Annotated in this window: 8 protein-coding genes and 1 pseudogene; 2 read left to right on the top strand and 7 right to left on the bottom strand. The window is 66.7% G+C overall.

Translation table 11 applies throughout. The annotated features are described in order from the left end of the window. Nucleotides 1–161: 161 nt before the first annotated feature. The 4 genes from paoC to MBENS4_RS15570 all read right to left on the bottom strand — a co-directional run bounded on the left by paoC (nucleotide 162) and on the right by MBENS4_RS15570 (nucleotide 6,551). Nucleotides 162–2,363, bottom strand: a complete 2,202-nt coding sequence (paoC, locus tag MBENS4_RS15585; RefSeq protein WP_039392751.1) for an aldehyde oxidoreductase molybdenum-binding subunit PaoC — start codon at nucleotides 2,361–2,363, stop codon at nucleotides 162–164. Continuing rightward, a complete protein-coding gene (locus MBENS4_RS15580; RefSeq protein ID WP_039392750.1) occupies nucleotides 2,360–3,316 on the bottom strand; it encodes an FAD binding domain-containing protein in 957 nt (318 codons plus the stop codon). Before MBENS4_RS15580 ends, paoC begins: the two co-directional genes overlap by 4 nt. Next, on the bottom strand, nucleotides 3,313–3,957 hold the full coding sequence (paoA, locus tag MBENS4_RS15575; protein ID WP_039392749.1) for an aldehyde dehydrogenase iron-sulfur subunit PaoA: 645 nt from the start codon (nucleotides 3,955–3,957) through the stop codon (nucleotides 3,313–3,315). Before paoA ends, MBENS4_RS15580 begins: the two co-directional genes overlap by 4 nt. Before the next feature lie 317 nt (nucleotides 3,958–4,274). Next, entirely contained in the window at nucleotides 4,275–6,551 is a 2,277-nt protein-coding gene (locus tag MBENS4_RS15570; RefSeq protein WP_039392748.1) for an FdhF/YdeP family oxidoreductase, read from the bottom strand. A 92-nt stretch (nucleotides 6,552–6,643) separates the two neighbouring features. Here MBENS4_RS15570 and MBENS4_RS25865 point away from each other — a divergent pair, with 92 nt between their 5' ends. After that, nucleotides 6,644–7,918: a zinc-binding metallopeptidase family protein gene (locus MBENS4_RS25865; RefSeq protein ID WP_340140860.1), complete on the top strand. Its 1,275-nt coding sequence runs from the start codon at nucleotides 6,644–6,646 to the stop codon at nucleotides 7,916–7,918. Nucleotides 7,919–8,335: 417 nt separating this feature from the next. On the opposite strand, the pseudogene MBENS4_RS27430 reads toward MBENS4_RS25865, so the two are convergent. Beyond that, nucleotides 8,336–10,531 (bottom strand): annotated as a pseudogene (locus MBENS4_RS27430) (DUF3857 domain-containing protein); the annotation flags it as partial. Between the two features lie 368 nt (nucleotides 10,532–10,899). On the opposite strand from MBENS4_RS27430, the gene MBENS4_RS15560 reads away from it, so the two are divergent. Beyond that, the gene (locus MBENS4_RS15560) at nucleotides 10,900–12,189 is read left to right on the top strand and encodes an MgtC/SapB family protein (protein ID WP_159108078.1); all 1,290 of its coding nucleotides are present in this window, start codon (nucleotides 10,900–10,902) and stop codon (nucleotides 12,187–12,189) included. Nucleotides 12,190–12,206: 17 nt separating this feature from the next. On the opposite strand, the gene MBENS4_RS15555 is transcribed toward MBENS4_RS15560, so the two are convergent. Together MBENS4_RS15555 and MBENS4_RS15550 are read right to left on the bottom strand one after the other, a co-directional pair. After that, nucleotides 12,207–13,457, bottom strand: a complete 1,251-nt coding sequence (locus MBENS4_RS15555; RefSeq protein ID WP_039392746.1) for a TolC family protein — start codon at nucleotides 13,455–13,457, stop codon at nucleotides 12,207–12,209. Further along, on the bottom strand, nucleotides 13,450–16,554 hold the full coding sequence (locus tag MBENS4_RS15550; RefSeq protein WP_039392745.1) for an efflux RND transporter permease subunit: 3,105 nt from the start codon (nucleotides 16,552–16,554) through the stop codon (nucleotides 13,450–13,452). Before MBENS4_RS15550 ends, MBENS4_RS15555 begins: the two co-directional genes overlap by 8 nt. Nucleotides 16,555–16,558: the final 4 nt, after the last annotated feature.

The following is a 16,558-nucleotide window of genomic DNA, read 5'->3' as shown; positions in this document are numbered from 1 at the left end:
CAAATGGGCGACCTCACCAGTCTCGGCCAAGGTGGCGCGCGGGCCGTGAGCTAGACAGTTTGGGGAGCCCGAGGGCAATGGCCCTCGGATCTATTCCCCAGACATACAAAAAAGGGCGGCCGGATCACTCCGACCGCCCTTTTTTCGTACGTCCTGCCCCCTCAGACAGCGGGCAGCTTGTCGAGATACTTGTCGAGCGTCAGCGGGTACTCGCGCACGCGCACGCCGGTTGCGTTGTAGAGCGCGTTGGCGACCGCCGCACCCACACCGCACAGGCCCAGTTCGCCCACGCCCTTGGCCTTCATCGGCGAGGCAATGGCATCGAGCTCGTCGAGGAAGATCACCTCCTGGTGCGGAATGTCGGCGTGCACCGGCACTTCGTACCCGGCGAGGTCGTGGTTGACGAAGAAGCCGAAGCGGGTGTCGACCGCCAGTTCCTCGGTCAGCGCGCCACCCACGCCCATCGTCATCGCGCCGATCACCTGGCTGCGCGCCGAGATCGGGTTGAGGATGCGCCCCGCTGCGCAGGCCGCCAGCATGCGGCGTACGTAGGTCTCCCCCGTGTAGGCATCGACCGCGATCTCCACGAAGTGCCCGGCAAAGGTCGACTGCTGGTACTTCTGGGACAGCTCGTCGTACTCGACCGTGTCTTCCGCCACGATCTCGCCCGAGGCGGTGGCTTCGGTAAGTTTGCGGCTCTCGCCCCCGGCACGGATTTCGCCATCGGCAAATTCCGCCGTGTTGGGGTCCATCGCGAAGCGCTCCGCGATATCCTCGCGCAGCTTCACGCAGGCGGCGTAAACGCCCGAGGTCGAGTTCTGCGCGCCCCACTGGCCGCCCGAACCGCACGAGGCGGGCATGTCGGAATCGCCCAGCGTGACCGTGACGTCCTCCAGCGGCAGCCCCAGCATCTCGGCCGCGGTCTGGGCAAGGATGGTGTAGGAGCCGGTGCCGATGTCGGTCATGTCGGTCTCGACCGTCAGCTTGCCGTTGCCCGACAGGCGCACGCGCGCCGCCGACTTCATCTGGACCGAATTGCGGAAGCCCACGGCCATGCCGTGGCCGATCAGCCAGCGGCCCTCGCGCATGCCGCCCGGCGTCGTGTTGCGCTTGTCCCAGCCGAAAGCCTCGGCGCCGCGGCGCAGGCATTCGACCATCATGCGGCTCGAATAGGGGCGATTAGGCGTCTCGGGATCAACCTGCGTGTCGTTGACGATGCGCAGTTCGACCGGGTCCATGCCCAGCTTTTCGGCCAGCTCGTCCATCGCGCCTTCCAGCGCCATGAGACCCGCCGTCTCGCCCGGCGCGCGCATCGCGTTCGCTTCGGGCAGATCGAGCCGGGCAATGCGCTGCGCGGTGTAGCGGTTAGCGCCCGCATAGAGAAGGCGCGTCTGGGCAACGCCGTTCTCGCCTTCCTGGCCCGCGAGATTGCCCGAGGTGCACTCGTGCGAGATCGCGGTCAGGCGCCCGTCGCGCTCGGCGCCAAAGCGCAGGCGCTGGATCGTGGCCGAACGGTGCGTGGTGTTGTTGAACACCAGCGGACGGTCGAGCATGACCTTGACCGGACGGCCCGCCTTCTTCGCGGCCAGCGCGGCCACGACCGCATCGACACGCACGAACAGCTTGGCGCCGAAGCCGCCGCCCAGAAACGGACTGTCCAGACGGACATTGGCCGGATCGAGATCGAGCATCTTGGCCACCGCCTGCTTGCTCCAGGCAATCATCTGGTTCGACGTCCAGATGGTGAGCTTCTCACCCTCCCACGCAGCAATGCTGGCGTGAGGCTCCATCATCGCGTGGCTCTCGTGCGGGGTCTCGTAGGTCACGTCGATCGTGACCGGCGCCGAGGCGTAGGCCGCCTCGAAGTCACCGACCTTGCTGACGTCGGGACCGTCCGAGCCTTCGACGAGCGGGGCATCGGGGGCAAGCGCGTGGAAATCGTGGTTGCCAGGCGTGCGCTCATAATCGACACGCACGAGCTTGGCCGCCGCGCGGGCCTGCTCGAACGTCTCGGCCACCACGAGCGCGAGCGCCTGATGGTAGAAACGGATTTCCGAACCGCCGAACAGCGGCACGGTGTGCCCCATGCCCAGCGGAAGTTCGTCGACCTCGGTCGTTGTCAGGATGGTGATGACGCCGGGCTGCGCCTTGGCCTCGGCCAGATCGATGCTACGCACGCGGCCCTTGGCGATGGCCGAGGGCACGATATAGCCATAGGCCTGGTTCGCCGCGACATCGTGGCGTTCATAGGCGTAGGGCGCGTGGCCGGTCACCTTGAGCGGGCCGTCAATACGGGTGGTGGGCTGACCGACGACACGCTGGCGGTCGATGACGGTGTCGCCTGCGGGGGTGGTGTACTTCATGCCGCCTCTCCTCGTGCCTTGGCCATGACGCCCGCGAGCGTGCGCTCGACAAGGGCGATCTTGAACGCGTTCTGATCGGTGGCGCTGGCCCCTTGTGTAAGCGCGCGCGCGGCAGCCTTCACATCAGGCAGCGCTGCATCGGCCGCCTCGACACGCCAAGGGCGTGGAGCGATGCCACCGATAGCCACCCGGCCCTTGCCTTCTGCGTCGAGAACGGCGGCAACCGAAACCAGCGCGAAGGCGTAGGAGCGGCGGTCGCGCACCTTGTGGTAGATATGCGTACCGCCAAGGGGCTTGGGCAGGGTCACAGCCGTGATCATCTCACCCTGTTCCAGCACGGTCTCGATGTGCGGGGTGTCGCTCCAGAGGCGGTGGAATTCGCCCAGCGGGATGGCGCGGGTCGTACCGTCGGCCTTGACCGTTTCCACCACCGCGTCGAGCACACGCAGCGCTACGGCCATATCGCCCGGGTAGGTCGCGATGCAGGCGTCGCTGACACCGACAATGCCAAGCTGGCGGCTGACGCCCTCCTTGGCCGCGCAGCCGCTACCGGGCTTGCGCTTGTTGCAGGCCTGGTTGGTGTCGTAGAAATAGGGGCAGCGCGTGCGCTGGAGCAGGTTGCCGCCGGTCGTCGCCTTGTTGCGCAGCTGGCCCGAGGCGCCCGCCACGATGGCGCGCGAAAGGACGGCGTAGTCGCGCTTGACCCGCTCGTCGCTGGCGAGCGCGGTGTTGCTGACAAGTGCACCGATGCGCAGGCCACCCTCGTCGGTTTCGGTGATCTCATCGAGCCCGGTTCCCGTCACGTCGACAAGATGGCGCGGAGTTTCGATCTCGAGCTTCATCAGGTCGAGGAGGTTGGTCCCCCCGGCGATGAACTTGGCGCCGCCTGCCCGCGCCGCTGCGGCGGCCGCTTCGGCAGGGCTCGAAACGCGTTCGTAGCTGAAGGGCTTCATGCGCGCTCTCCTGCGACTTCGGCCATGGCCTCGGCAATGTTGGAATAGGCGCCGCAGCGGCAGATGTTGCCGCTCATGCGTTCGCGCATCTCGATGTTGCTGGCTTCCATCGGTCCGGTCAGTTCGGCGCTGACGTGGCTGGGAACGCCATCGGCGATTTCCTTGAGGACCGCGACAGCCGAACAGATCTGGCCCGGGGTGCAGTATCCGCACTGATAGCCATCGTGCTTCACGAAGGCGGCCTGCATGGGGTGGAGGTTCTCAGGCGTACCGAGGCCTTCGATGGTGGTGACCTCATCGCCCTCGTGCATGACCGCAAGGCTGAGGCAGGAATTGATGCGCTCGCCATTGACGATCACCGTGCAGGCCCCGCACTGGCCGTGATCGCAGCCCTTCTTGGTGCCGGTCAGCTTGACGTGCTCGCGCAGAGCGTCGAGCAGCGTGGTGCGCGTGTCGAGTTCGAGCGTCTCGCTCTTGCCGTTGATCCGCATTGAAACGGTCTGCATCGCGATAGCCCTTTCCGCGACGGGAGTGGAGGCCGCAAAGGCGACCTGTGGCGATATCGATCCGGCTGCCAGCCCTGCCGCGCCGCTGGCGAGCACGCCGCGCCGGGATACCGAGAAATAGTCGGGTTGATCCATCGGGAAAGCTTCTCCGTCCTGTGCCGCGCACGTATTTTCGGGAGCGAAACCCGGTCCACGCCTCCTTGCAAGGCGCAGGCGACCCGTCTTCATGCGCCCGATGCGCGTATTTTCCTGTCTGTGTGCCCGCAGGCATCGCAAGCACGTGGCTCCGGTGCCAAAAAACGAAAGGGCTCCGAAACCCATCAAGGTCCGGGGCCCCTCGCATGTGCTAATGCGCGCGAGACGCCTTCGTTCCGCAATTGCGCGCGAAACGACACTGCAAATATTTCATCGCAGCGATGAGCCGCCCGCACCGGGGCGGCGCAAGGGTGCCCTCAGGGCTCGATACGGACCGGAATACCCTTGCTCGCGGGGACCTTGGCCAGCTCGTCATGGTACCACAGCGGCACCAGCGGATTGAGCTCGGGGAAGTAGCCGACCACCGCCCCCTTGGGCAGATCGTAAGCGCGCACCGACAAGCCCGAAACGCGGCGCTCGATATTGTCGTCCACCTCGGTGACGAGCGAGACCTGCTGGTATTCGTGAAGGCCCAGGCGTGCCATTTCCTCGGGGCTGACCAGCACGATCATGCGGTTGCCTTCCAGCCCGCGCAGGCGGTCGGAGAAGCCGTAGATCGTGGTGTTGAACTGGTCGTTCGAGCGCAGCGTGACAAGGTGCATACCGCCCGGATTGCCGCGAATGCCGCAGGCGTTGAGAACGCTGGGCGTGGTGAACTCGGCCTTGCCGCTTTCGGTCTTCCAGATCCGCTCATGCGCCGGATTACCCCGGTAGAAGCCGCTCGGCTCGTGCATGCGCGTGTTCATCTCGTAGAACTGATCAGGATAGGTCCGCGCGATGAGGTCGCGGATGCGCGCATAGTCGCCGCGCCAGGCGTCCCATTGCCACTTCGGGTTCGGATCGAGCGTGGCCTTGGCGATCTCGCAGATGATCGCGGTCTCGCTCATCAGGTGCTCGCTGGCGGGCTTGCGCTTGCCCTTGGAGGCCGAGACGTGGCTGAAGCTGTCCTCCATCGAGACCCACTGGTTGCCGGTCGCCTGGATGTCCTCTTCGGCGCGGACAAGGCAGGGCAGCAGCCAGGCTTCCTTGCCCGGCATGCAGTGCGTCTTGTTGAGTTTGGTCGCGACGTGGACGGTCAGTTCCATGTTGCGCCAGGCCGGATAGACCCGGTCATGATCGGGGATTGCGCGTGCCAGATTGCCGCCCAGCCCGATGAAGCCGGTGTTGGTGCCCGCCAGCAGCGCCTCCAGAAATTCGACGGTGGTGTGGCCGTCCTCCTGCGGGGTCTCCAGGTCCAGCACCTCGCGGTACTTTTCGACCGGGGCGAGCGCGACCTTCTCGGTGATGCCGACGGTGCGCTGGCCCTGCACGTTGGAGTGCCCGCGGATCGGCGAGCAGCCGGCGCCCTGGCGGCCCATGTTGCCGCCCAGCAGCAGCAGGTTGACCAGCATGCCGATGGCCTGGTTGCCGTGCACGTGCTGGGTCAGGCCCATGCCGTAGATGCCGATGACCTTCGTGGCATCGGCATAGATGTCGCCAGCGGCTTCCATCTCGGCGCGGGTGACGCCGCTGGCCTCTTCCAGTTCGTCCCAGTTCGTGGCGGCCAGCTTCTCCAGCAGGCTCTCAAGGCCGTTGGTGTGCTGTTCGAGGAAGGCAGTGTCGAGAACGCGCCGGCTCCCGCGCGCCTTGGCTTCCTCGTCGCGTTCGAGGACGCGCTTCATCGTGCCCATCAGCGCCGCGATATCGCCGCCCGGGCGCACCTGCAGGTAGAGCTGGCTCATCTTCGTGGCCTTGCCGAAGGTCATCTGCAGCGGGTTCTGGGGGCTGCGGAACTCGGTAAGTGCCTTTTCCTTCAAGGGATTGAAGACGACGATCTTGCACCCGCGCTTCACCGCCTTCTGCAAGGGGTGGAGGATGCGCGGAGAGTTTGTCCCCGGGTTCTGCCCCATGTAGAAGATCGCGTCGCAGTGCTCGAAATCTTCCATCTGGCAGGTGCCGACCGGCGATCCGACAACCTTCTTGAGCGCGACCGAGGTCGTCTCGTGGCACATGTTGGAGCTGTCGGGCAGGTTGTTGTGGCCGTACATACGCGCGAAGATCGCGTAGAGGTAGCTGGGCTCAAGCGCGGCCTTGCCGCTGGCGTAGAAAGTCACCCCCTTGGGTTCGAGCGTGCGCAGCTTGGCGCCGATGGCCTTGAACGCCTCCTCCCAGCTCGTCGGAACGTAGCGATCAACCTCGGGCTCGTAGCGCATGGGGTGCGTCAGGCGCCCTTCCATCTCCAGCTCGTAGTCCGACCACATCGCCAGTTCGCTGACGGTGTGCCGGGCGAAGAATTCGGGCGAGCAACGGTCGGTGGTCAGGTCCCACAAGGTGGCCTTGGCGCCATTTTCACAGAATTCGAAGGGCTTGGGCTTCTCCGACTTCACCCACGCGCACGAGGTGCACATCGTCCCGCCGGGCTTGTTGAGCTGGCGCAGCGTGTCGAGCACGGAAGGCCCCGCCTTCTGCGAGCGTTCGATGCGCGAAATGCCCTTGAGCGATCCCCAGCCCCCTGCCGATCCCTTGTAACCCTGCACCTTGGGGGCCTTGGACATTCGTATTCTCCCGATCTTCCTGTGCGCGCAATGCGCGACGCCTAGCGCTGGTTCCACGTTTCGCCAAGGCCCTGCAAGGGGTAAGCATTCCAATGGTATATAGACTGCCACCTTGCCAAGCGGGCGCGGCAGCCCGGGACTTCTCGGCTCAACGCGAACCTTACGCGCCTTCCATGCGTTATGCGAGCCACGAGACGGCGCCCCGCCGCTTTTCAAGACGCCCTGTTTCGGGAACGAGAGTGTCCATGCACGCCTTTGCCTGCCCCAACTGCCACCAGCCGATCCATTTCGAGGCGCGCCTGTGCCCACATTGCCAGGCCACGCTGGGCTACGATCCGGTCATAGATGCCTTCCGCCACCTGACCGACGGGGCCACGCGCTGGCGCGGCGAGGACGGCGGCGCGCGCGAGGTGGTGGTCTGCGCGAACAACAATGCGCACGCGATCTGCAACTGGCTGGTGGAACCGGACGAGCCCTCGCACCTGTGCCGGGCCTGCCGTCACAACCGCACGATTCCCGATCTTGCCGAACCCTCCGTGCCGCCGCGCTGGGCGCGGATCGAGGCGGCCAAGCGGCGCATGGTCCACACCCTTCTGAAGCTGGGCCTGCCCTTGGAGACCAAGGCGCAAGAAGCGCCGGGGCGCCAGGGCCTCGCCTTCGATTTCCTTTACGACCCGGCGGCCGAGAACGACGAGGCTCCACAGGTCATGACAGGGCACGCCTCGGGCCTCATCACGCTCAACCTGATCGAGGCGGACGATGCCGAGCGCGAACGCATCCGCCAGAACATGGGCGAGCCCTATCGCACGCTGCTCGGCCATTTCCGCCACGAAGTCGGCCACCACTACTGGTCGCGCCTGGTCGAGACCCATCCGGACTGCCTCGCCGAATTCCGCGAGATCTTTGGCGATGAGCGGATCGATTACCAGCAGGCACTGGCCGAGCACTACAACGGCAACGGCAACACCGTCTGGACCGACGCCTATGTCAGCTACTACGCGACCTCGCACCCCTGGGAAGACTTCGCCGAGACCTGGGCGCACTATCTCCACATGGTGGACCTGCAGGCGACGGCCGAGAGTTTCGACCTCTCGCTGCACCTGCCCGGCGAAAGCACCAATGCCGCGCCCGGCAACGATATCGAGGTCCGTTTCGATCCCTACCGCGCCGACGCCGCAACGCTCGCCCGGCACATGGAGCCGATCGCCTTCGCCTTGAACTCCATGAACCGCGCCATGGGGACCGGGGACCTCTACCCCTTCCGCCTGTCCGAAACCATCGTCGCCAAGCTCGACTTCATCGCCCGCCTCGTCGCGAAGAACCGCGTCGCGGCGGGCGCAAAGCCCCGATCCGTGACGACTACTTGAGGCCGTAGAACGCGAAATCGCGGGCCTGGCCGGGCCAGAAGCGATCCATGTAGGCGATGAAGTCCTTGCCGCTGTCATCGCCCAGCCGCTGCTGGGCGACAGCCCGGAAGTACCGGCTTGACGTCTGGTCAGGCGCAAGGTTGATGGCCGCATCGGCATCGGCGAGAGCTTGGCAGGCTCTCCCAACTGCAACCAGGCAAGGGCCCGGCTATCAAGCGCGGCGGCGGCACTCGAGGACTGTTCGACCGCCTTGTCGCACGTTTCGATCATACCCTCGATACCCACCTTGAAGCGCGCACGGTACCAGCACGAATTGTTGTAGAGGTACCCCTGCCCCGGACGCTCCTCGATCAACTCGTTGATGGCGGCAAGACCTTCTTCCGCGCGGCCGCCATAGGCAAGGACCTCGGCGCGCAGATCCACGAACTGGGGATGCTGGGTGCCGTAATCATCGTACTCGTCCAGCAGCGCCAGAGCCTCCTCGACCTTGCCGTTGCGTCCCAGCGCACCGGCGAGGCCAAGTGCGGAAGCCGAGGACGGATCGATTTCAAACGCCTGGCGGTAGGAGGGCAGAGCATCTTCAAAGCGATCTATGGCGAACAGGACCGAACCGCGCGAACGGTAGGTTTCGGCAGCTGGGTCGAGCTCCAGGGCCTTGTCATAATCGGCCAGTGCGCCTTCGAGGTTCGCCGTGCGCCAGCGAAACAGCGCGCGGTTGGTATATCCAAACGCCTTGTCCGGTTCGCGCGCGATCACCTTGGCGTAGGCCTCTTCGTACGGTTTCAGCCGTCCCTCGTAGGCGGGCATGGGCAGCTGCCATTGGCGCACCGCATCGCCGGGCGCGAGGAGGAAGATCGCCGAATTGGAGATCCGGGCGGCCTTGCCCTTCTCGGCCGCGATGGCCTCGCTCGGCACTTCGCCGCCCAGCCCCTCGACCCGCTCGGTCACGGTGAGGGTCTGTCCCTCCAGCTGCGCACTTCGCACGAAATGGGTGGTGCCATAGCTCATGTCGAGCTCGGGGCGCCCGCGCAGGAGATAGCCGTCCTCATCCTCGGGCAACAGCACGGTCAGTTCGGTCACCTGCAACGTCGGCGCGCCGGTATCGACCGGGATCTCGCGCCAGGCCGGTCGGGCGCGGTCGGGCGAAAAGTCGACGTCCTGGCTTGGCAGGTCCGCAAAGTCCTGACGCTTGCGCGAGCCCTGCCGGCTCCATGCGGTGGTGCGGATGCCGCTGACATCGACATGGGCGATGCCCTGCTCCTCGTCGAAGGACAGTGAACCTTCGGTCACGACCAGACCTTCGAGCGTCGAGGAGGCAAACTGGTCGATCAATTCGTCCTTCTGGTCCTCTCCAACCTGCTTGATGACAGCGCCAAGACCCACGCCCACCGGCCCCGACAGCGTCGCCCGGGCGGTGACGAGCACGGGCAGATCGACCCCGCCCCGCTCGTCGAACGTCAGCTTGACGAAGGCCTGCGGGGTCGCAGGGACACGCGGGGCCAGAGCCATCACGCCCGTCCCCTCGGCCCGGATCGGCAGGACGTGGCGGAACGGCGGGGTGTCGGCAATGTTGCTCATGCGCGTGCCCGCCGACGTGCCATCGAGCCAGTAGTCGGTCCCCCCGATGTTCGCCTTCACCAGCACGTGATCGAAGGCACTGGGCATGGGCAGAAGGTCGGGAATGGCATCGCTGGCCGAGGAGTGGACGAGCACGGCTTCGCTGGAGATACCCAGTTCATGGAGCAGCGAAAGCAGGAGCAGCGTCTTGGCCTTGCAATCGCCGTAGCGCAGCTGCCAGGTCTGGTCAGGGGCCTGGGGCTCGTAGTTGCCCGAGGCCATCCCGTTCATCAGGTAACTGACCTTGTCCTGGACGAGGCGGGTGGCGAGCGCGGCGCGTTCCAGCGGATCGGCACTCGCCGCGCGGATCGTCGCGACTTCGCCCGCAAGTGCGCTGCCCTGCGCAATACGCCCTGCCGGATCGTAGAGCGGCGCGAAGATGCTCGAGACGTCCTCCCAGGACGAGAAGGTTCCGGCCTGGATCAGTGCGGGGCGCCGGTAGCGGACCGGCGAATCGGAGGGCATGTCCTCGGGCTCGGGGAGCGGGAGCGCGACGGTGAGACGGTGCTCGCCGCCCTTGCTGGTTTCCTCCACCGCGACGTCGACGGGACCGGTCTTCCAGCGCACGTCCTCATCCTCGGGCCAGGAGACGATGTCGCGCGCGAAGCCCGCCTCGGTGGGAGCCGCGAACAGCACGTTGGTCATCTGGACCTCGCCCTTGAGCGTGGGGTCCTTGACCGACTGGGTGAAGGCGATGCGCAGCACGTCGCCCAGTTCTAGCCCGGGCACCGCGAGCGTGGCGGTCAGAGCGCCATCGAGCGTGCGCTTTTCCAGCTGTGTCTCACGGCGCAGAACGGTGTATTTCGCGCCGCCTTCCAGCACGTCGATGCGCTTGTCTCCACGCAGGATTTCGACCCTGTGGATGGTGAGATCGCCCTTGTCCGGGAGCCACGAGGCGGTGCTCGTTCCCGCCTGGGTCAGCGCCTGGGGCGCATCGAGCTTGAAGGCCCGATCGACATAGATCGACAGCGTGCCATCCTCGATGCGTTGCTGCATGTCGTAGAGCGCCAGCGGGGTCGAGGACGAGGTATCGATGACGTCTGCATCGACTTCCTCGACCCAATCGGGCGCGGGTGCGTAAAGCACCTCTTCACCCGCCATGGCCGTACCTGCCGCCAGCAACGAACCCCCGGCCAGGCACAGAGAAACAAACCGCATCATACCCCCTCAAGAATTACTCGGACGAAGAGTGGCAAGAACGCCGCGCCAAGGCAAGGCGGCTCACCTCCAACTTGGGGTTAAACTATTGCACAAGTCACAGGACTACAGGACTATTTCGCTAAGTATACAGGACGCTTTCACCCAGGTCCGATCCGGCCTAGGGGAAGCGGATCGTTCCAGACAGTCACCAGGGAAGAATGCGCGTGCCAATCGAGACCGTGGACTGGAACAGCCAGCTGGATCTTGCCAGCCACCTTCTGGCGGCGCTCGCCGCGGGGTTGCTGGTGGGCATCGAGCGCGGCTGGCGCCAGCGCGAAGCCGCTGATGGCAGCCGGGTCGCAGGAGTACGCACCTTCGCGCTGATCGGCACCTGCGGGGGCCTCGTCGCAGCGATCTCTCTCGCGGTTTCCGCGATCCTGGGCGCCGTGCTTCTCAGCGCCCTCCTCGCCCTTCTCATCGGCGCCTTCTTCGGCTCGCGCCGGGCCGCCCCCACTTTCGATGCGACCACGCCCGTCGCCGCCCTGATGACGATCGCCCTCGGGCTTCTTGCAGGAGCGGGATACCCCGCCCTTGCGCTGGCCCTGACCGCCATCGCCACGCTTCTCCTCTCGGCCCGGCAGCAGGCCCATGCCCTGCTGCGCGCGCTGAGCCCGGAGGAAATGCGCGCGCTGGTGCGCTTTGCGGTCATCGCGGTGGCCGTCCTGCCGTTCCTCCCCGACCGCAACATGGGTCCTTATGCCGCCTGGAACCCGTTCCAGCTCTGGCTCGTCGTGATCCTCATCACCGGCTTCTCGATTGCCGGCTACATCGCGCGGCGCGCCATCGGCGCCTCGGCCGGGACGCTGACGACGGCGCTCATCGGCGGAGCCTATTCCTCGACCGCGGTCACCGCCGCCTTCGCCAGCCAGCTGCGCAAGGGGAGCGAGGGCCCGCTCGCAACCGGCATCGCGCTGGCCTCGGCGGTGATGTACCTGCGCGTGCTGATCCTCGCCGCTGTCCTCGCGCCCGACATCCTGATGCGCCTTGCCGGGCTGCTCGGGCCTGCTCTCCTGGTCGCCTTCCTCGTCTCGGGTCTTGTCTGGCGCCGCGAGACGAGCTCGGGCGCGAGCAGCCCCGCGCAAGGGGGCAAGCCCTTCGAACTGCTCCCCGCCTTCGGCTTTCTTCTGGCCGTTGCAGGCGCGGCGCTCCTGGTGCGCTGGGCGCAGGACCAGTTCGGCGAAGCGGGCGGAGGGCTCTCGCTGTTCCTCGCCGGAAGCTTCGACGTCGATGCGGCGATGGTGGCCTATTCCACGCTGCCACAAGGCGCGGTCGCCTCGGCCATTGCCTCTCTCGCACTTGCCGGGACCGTGGCAAGCAACATGGCATTCAAGACCGTCCTCGTCTTCGTCAACGCAGGTCCTCGCGCCGGACGGCGGGCCGGGCTGGCGCTCCTTGCCAGTTTGGCCGTACTGCTGGTCACGCTGGCCTTGGGCGCAATCCCACTCCTTCGCTGAACGGGCCGCGCCCGCCTCTAGTCGCGTTCCGCCGGATCGCCGATCCAGATCGCGTGGGCATCGAGCCGCAGCCGGGTCAGCGCGCGCATCGCCTCGGCCCGTGCCTGGACTTCCTGGCGCAGGGCGTCGTGGACCTGCCGCTCGCCCAGAAGCTCGTCCGAGAGGTCTATCTCGCCCGCCTTGTGGCCGATACGCAACTTCAGGAGCGCGGCCATCTGCGCCTTCAAGCCCTCGCGCGCACGTTGCCAGGCCGCGTGCCGGTAGCGCGCCTCGGACATGTCCGCCTCGGCCATCCCGGTGACGGCAAAGCGGGTTGCCATGGCATCGGCGCGCGCGGCGCTGGCCTCAGCCTCCGCCTCTTCGGCGAGCGCCCGGCGGTGCCCGCCCCCCAGGGGCATCTGGAAGAGGACGCCGGCGCCCTGCTCCTCGCCGCTGCGCTCGGAAAAGACGCGAAAGCCCAGCGACGGATCCGCCGTGCGCTCGGCCCGGGCGCGCGCCGCCGAAGCGTCCGCGCCGCCCGCCGCCGCGTCCGCCGCCGCGATCTCGTGGCTGTGCTCGATTACTTTCTGGCCGAGCGCGGCGATGCCCGCTTCGGGCAGCACCGGCACGGGAACCGAAGGCGCCTCCCCATCCAGGGCAAGGGTGGGGAACTGGGCGCGCAGGCGCGTGCGGGCAAGCGCCGCGCGCCCTTCCGACTGCTGAAGCGCGAGCCGCGCCGCGCCCAGGCTCGCTTCGGCCTGATCGGCCTCGAGCTGGGCCGCATCGCGCAGTTCCACGCGTCGGGACACGGCTTTCAGCAGCGTCTCGTAGTTCGCCACGGCCTGCCGGTCGATGCGCACTTCCTCGGCCGCGCCCAGCCAGTCCCACCAGCTGTCGTTGAGAAGCGTTGCGGCCTGATGGCGCGCATCCTCGGCCCGGTTCTGGGCCGCGACAATGCCGTAACTGCCGATCTCCTTGTCGAGCCGCGCCTTGCCGGGAAGACGGAAGGGCCGCATGAGCTGTGCGTCGAACTCGTCGTAAGTCCCCTCCCGTGTGACCGAACGGTTCATGTAGCTGCCCTGGAAGGTCACTTCATGGCTGCCGCGCGCAAGCGCGCGGGCCTGGGCCTGCGCGGCTCCGCTGCGGGCCTGCGCGGCCTGGACCGAGGGGTGTGCATCGAGCGCGGCCTGGACCTGGGCGAGGTCGGGCAGGCCGGCCTCCTGCGCGTGGCCCCCTGGTGCAGCCAGGGTCAGGACCAGCGCAGCAGTCATCAGAAGACGCTTACGCATGAGCGTTCTCCTCCTCTTCGGCGCGGCTCTCGGCACGGTTCTCCCCGAAGCGTTCGTAGAGCATGGGCAGGAGAATCAGCGTCAGCAGCGTGGAGGAGACGAGCCCGCCGATGACAACGATGGCGAGCGGCTTCTGGATCTCCGAACCTGGACCACTGGCAAAGAGCAGCGGAACAAGACCGAAAGCCGCAATCGTCGCGGTCATCAGAACGGGGCGCAGGCGCCGCTCCGCACCGCGCCGGACGGCCTCGGCGAGAGGCACGCCCTCCTCGCGCAGTTGCCGGAAGTAACTGACCATGACGAGCCCGTTCAGAACCGCAATGCCGAGCAGCGCGATGAAGCCGACCGAGGCCGGCACCGAGAGATACTCTCCCGAGAGCGCAAGCGAGACCATGCCGCCCACCACCGCGAAGGGGATCATCGCCAGGATCAGCAGCGAAGCGCGCAGCGAATGGAGCGTCGCGTAGAGAACCACGAAAATCATCACCAGCGAGATCGGCAGCACCACCATCAGCCGGGCCGAAGCGCGCTGCTGGTTCTCGAACTGGCCGCCCCAGACGATGCGGTAGCCCTGGGGAAGCGGTACGTTCTGCGCGATATCGGCCTTGGCCTCCTCGACATAGCCGACAAGGTCGCGGCCCGAGACGAAGGCCTGGACAAGCGCGAAGCGCGAGCCGTTCTCGTGCTCCAGCTTCACCGGCCCCTCAACCCGTGCAACGTGCGCAACATCGCTCGCACGCACGAGCTGGCCACTGGGCGAACGGTAGAGCGTGTCGGCAAATGTCTGCGCGGTCAGCCGCTCGCCTTCGCCGCGAATGACAATGGGGACACGGCGGATGCCTTGCGCGACCACGCCCGCGTGCACGCCCTCGATCTGGGCGCGCATGGCGTCCTGCAAGTCGCTCACCGGCATGCCGACGCGGCCCGCCTCGACGCGGTCGACCGCAAGCTGGAGGTAGTCGACGCTGTCGTTCGCGACCGTCATCGCCTCGCTGGTCCCGCGGATGGCTTCGAGACGGCCCTGGATGGCGCCCGCAATGCGCGAGAGCTCGACCAGGTCCGGCCCAAAGACCTTGATCGCAAGGTCCCCGCGCGAGCCGGTGAGCATTTCGGAGATGCGCATGTCGATGGGCTGGGTGAAGCTGGGCTCGATGCCGGGCAGCGCGGAAAGCGCGGTGCGGATCTCGCCGATGAGCCACTCCTTGTCGGCCACGCGCCATTCCTCGCGCGGGGCAAGTTCCAGGAAGGTGTCGGTCTCGTTGGGGCTCATCGGGTCGAGACCCAGCTCGTCCGAGCCCACGCGGGCAATCGCCGCGCGCACTTCGGGCACCTTGTCGAGGATCAACCGCTGCGCCTTCATGTCGCCCTCGACGCTGTGTTCGAGCGAGATTGAGGGCAGCTTGGTCAACTGGACGATGACCGAGCCTTCGTCCATCGTCGGCAGGAAGGTCTTGCCGGTCAGGCTATAGGCAAAGACGGTGACCACGAGCGAGAGCCCCGCCACCCCGTAAACCAGCCGCCGCCGCGCGAAGGCGCCGGCCAGCAGGCCATGGTAGCGCGGGCTGAGCTTGCGCATCAGCCAGGGTTCGTGCGCATGCCCCTCGGCCTTCACCTTGAGGACGAAATAGGCAAGCACCGGCACCAGCGTCAGCGAGAGCACCAGCGCGGACAGCAGCGCGAGCACGATGGTCATGGCGACGGGCGCGAAGAGCTTGCCTTCCAGGCCTTGCAGCGTGAGGAGCGGCAGGAAGACCAGCGCGATGATCGCCATGCCCGAGGCGACCGGCTTGGCCACTTCGGCAGACGCGACGAGCACGTTGAAAAGCTTGCCGTTCTTGGCATGTTTCGGGTCAGAAAGCCGCTCCACCACGTTCTCGACAACGACGACCGCGCCATCCACCAGCATGCCCACCGCGATCGCGATGCCGCCAAGGCTCATGAGGTTGGCGGTGAGGCCGATCGCGCGCATAAAAATGAAGGTGAGGAGCACCGCCATGGGCAGCGCCAGCGCCACGATCAGCGAGGCGCGCACATCGCCCAGGAAAAGGAGAAGCAGCACGACGACCAGGATCGTCGCCTCCAGCAACGCCTTTTCCACCGTCCCGACGGCCCGTTCGATGAGGTCCGAACGGTCGTAGAAGACCGCCACTTTCATGCCCTCGGGAAGGCTCGGCTGAAGTTCCTCAAGGCGTGCCTTCACACCGTCGACAACCTGCGCCGCGTCGGCCCCGCGAAGACCGATGACAAGGCCTTCCACCGCCTCGCCCGTGCCGTTCTTGCTGACCGCGCCGTAGCGGGTCAGGCTGCCGGTGCGCACATCGGCGACATCGCTCACGCGCACCACACGCTGCCCGTCGCTGCGCACGACCACGGCGGCGAGATCGTCCAGCGTCTCCACCCGCGCGGTGGAGCGCACGATCAGCGCCTCCTCGCCCGTATCGAGGCGGCCCGCGCCATCGTTGCGGTTGGACGCCTCGACGGCCTCGGCAAGATCCGAAATGGTGAGCCCGGCCGCGGCCAGCGCGCTCATGTCCGGCGCAACCTCGAACGTCTCGACCCGGCCGCCCAGCGCGTTGACGTCGGCAACGCCGGGCACCGTGCGCAATGCCGGGCGGATCACCCAGTCGAGCGTGCGGCGCTTCTCGGCAAGGCTCTGCGGCCCCTCCAGCGTGAACATGTACATGTCCGAGAGCGGCGTGGAGATCGGCGCCATCCCGCCTGACACGTTCTCGGGCAGGTCGCCCATGATGCCGTTCAGCCGCTCGGCCACCTGCGTGCGCGCCCAGTAGATGTCGGCGCTGTCGTCGAAGTCGATGGTGATGTCGGCGATGGCGTACTTGGCGACCGAGCGCAGCGTGGCCTGGCTCGGAATGCCCAGCATCTCCATCTCGATAGGCGTGATGACCCGGCTTTCCACCTCTTCGGGCGTCATGCCCGGCGCTTTCAGGATGATCTTGACCTGCGTGCTGGAGATGTCCGGAAAGGCATCGATAGGCAGCCGCAGGAACGACCAGGTGCCGAGCCCGGCCAGCGCTATCGCAAGCGCGAGCATGGCAAGTCGCCAGGCCAGCGCCCGTTCGACGAGGGTGCGCAACATGGCC

The sequence above is a fragment of the Novosphingobium sp. MBES04 genome, from assembly GCF_000813185.1.
Lineage (GTDB): Bacteria > Pseudomonadota > Alphaproteobacteria > Sphingomonadales > Sphingomonadaceae > Novosphingobium > Novosphingobium decolorationis.
The sequence above is the reverse complement of the archived record's forward strand: the minus strand, read 5'-3'. Positions and strand labels throughout refer to the sequence as shown.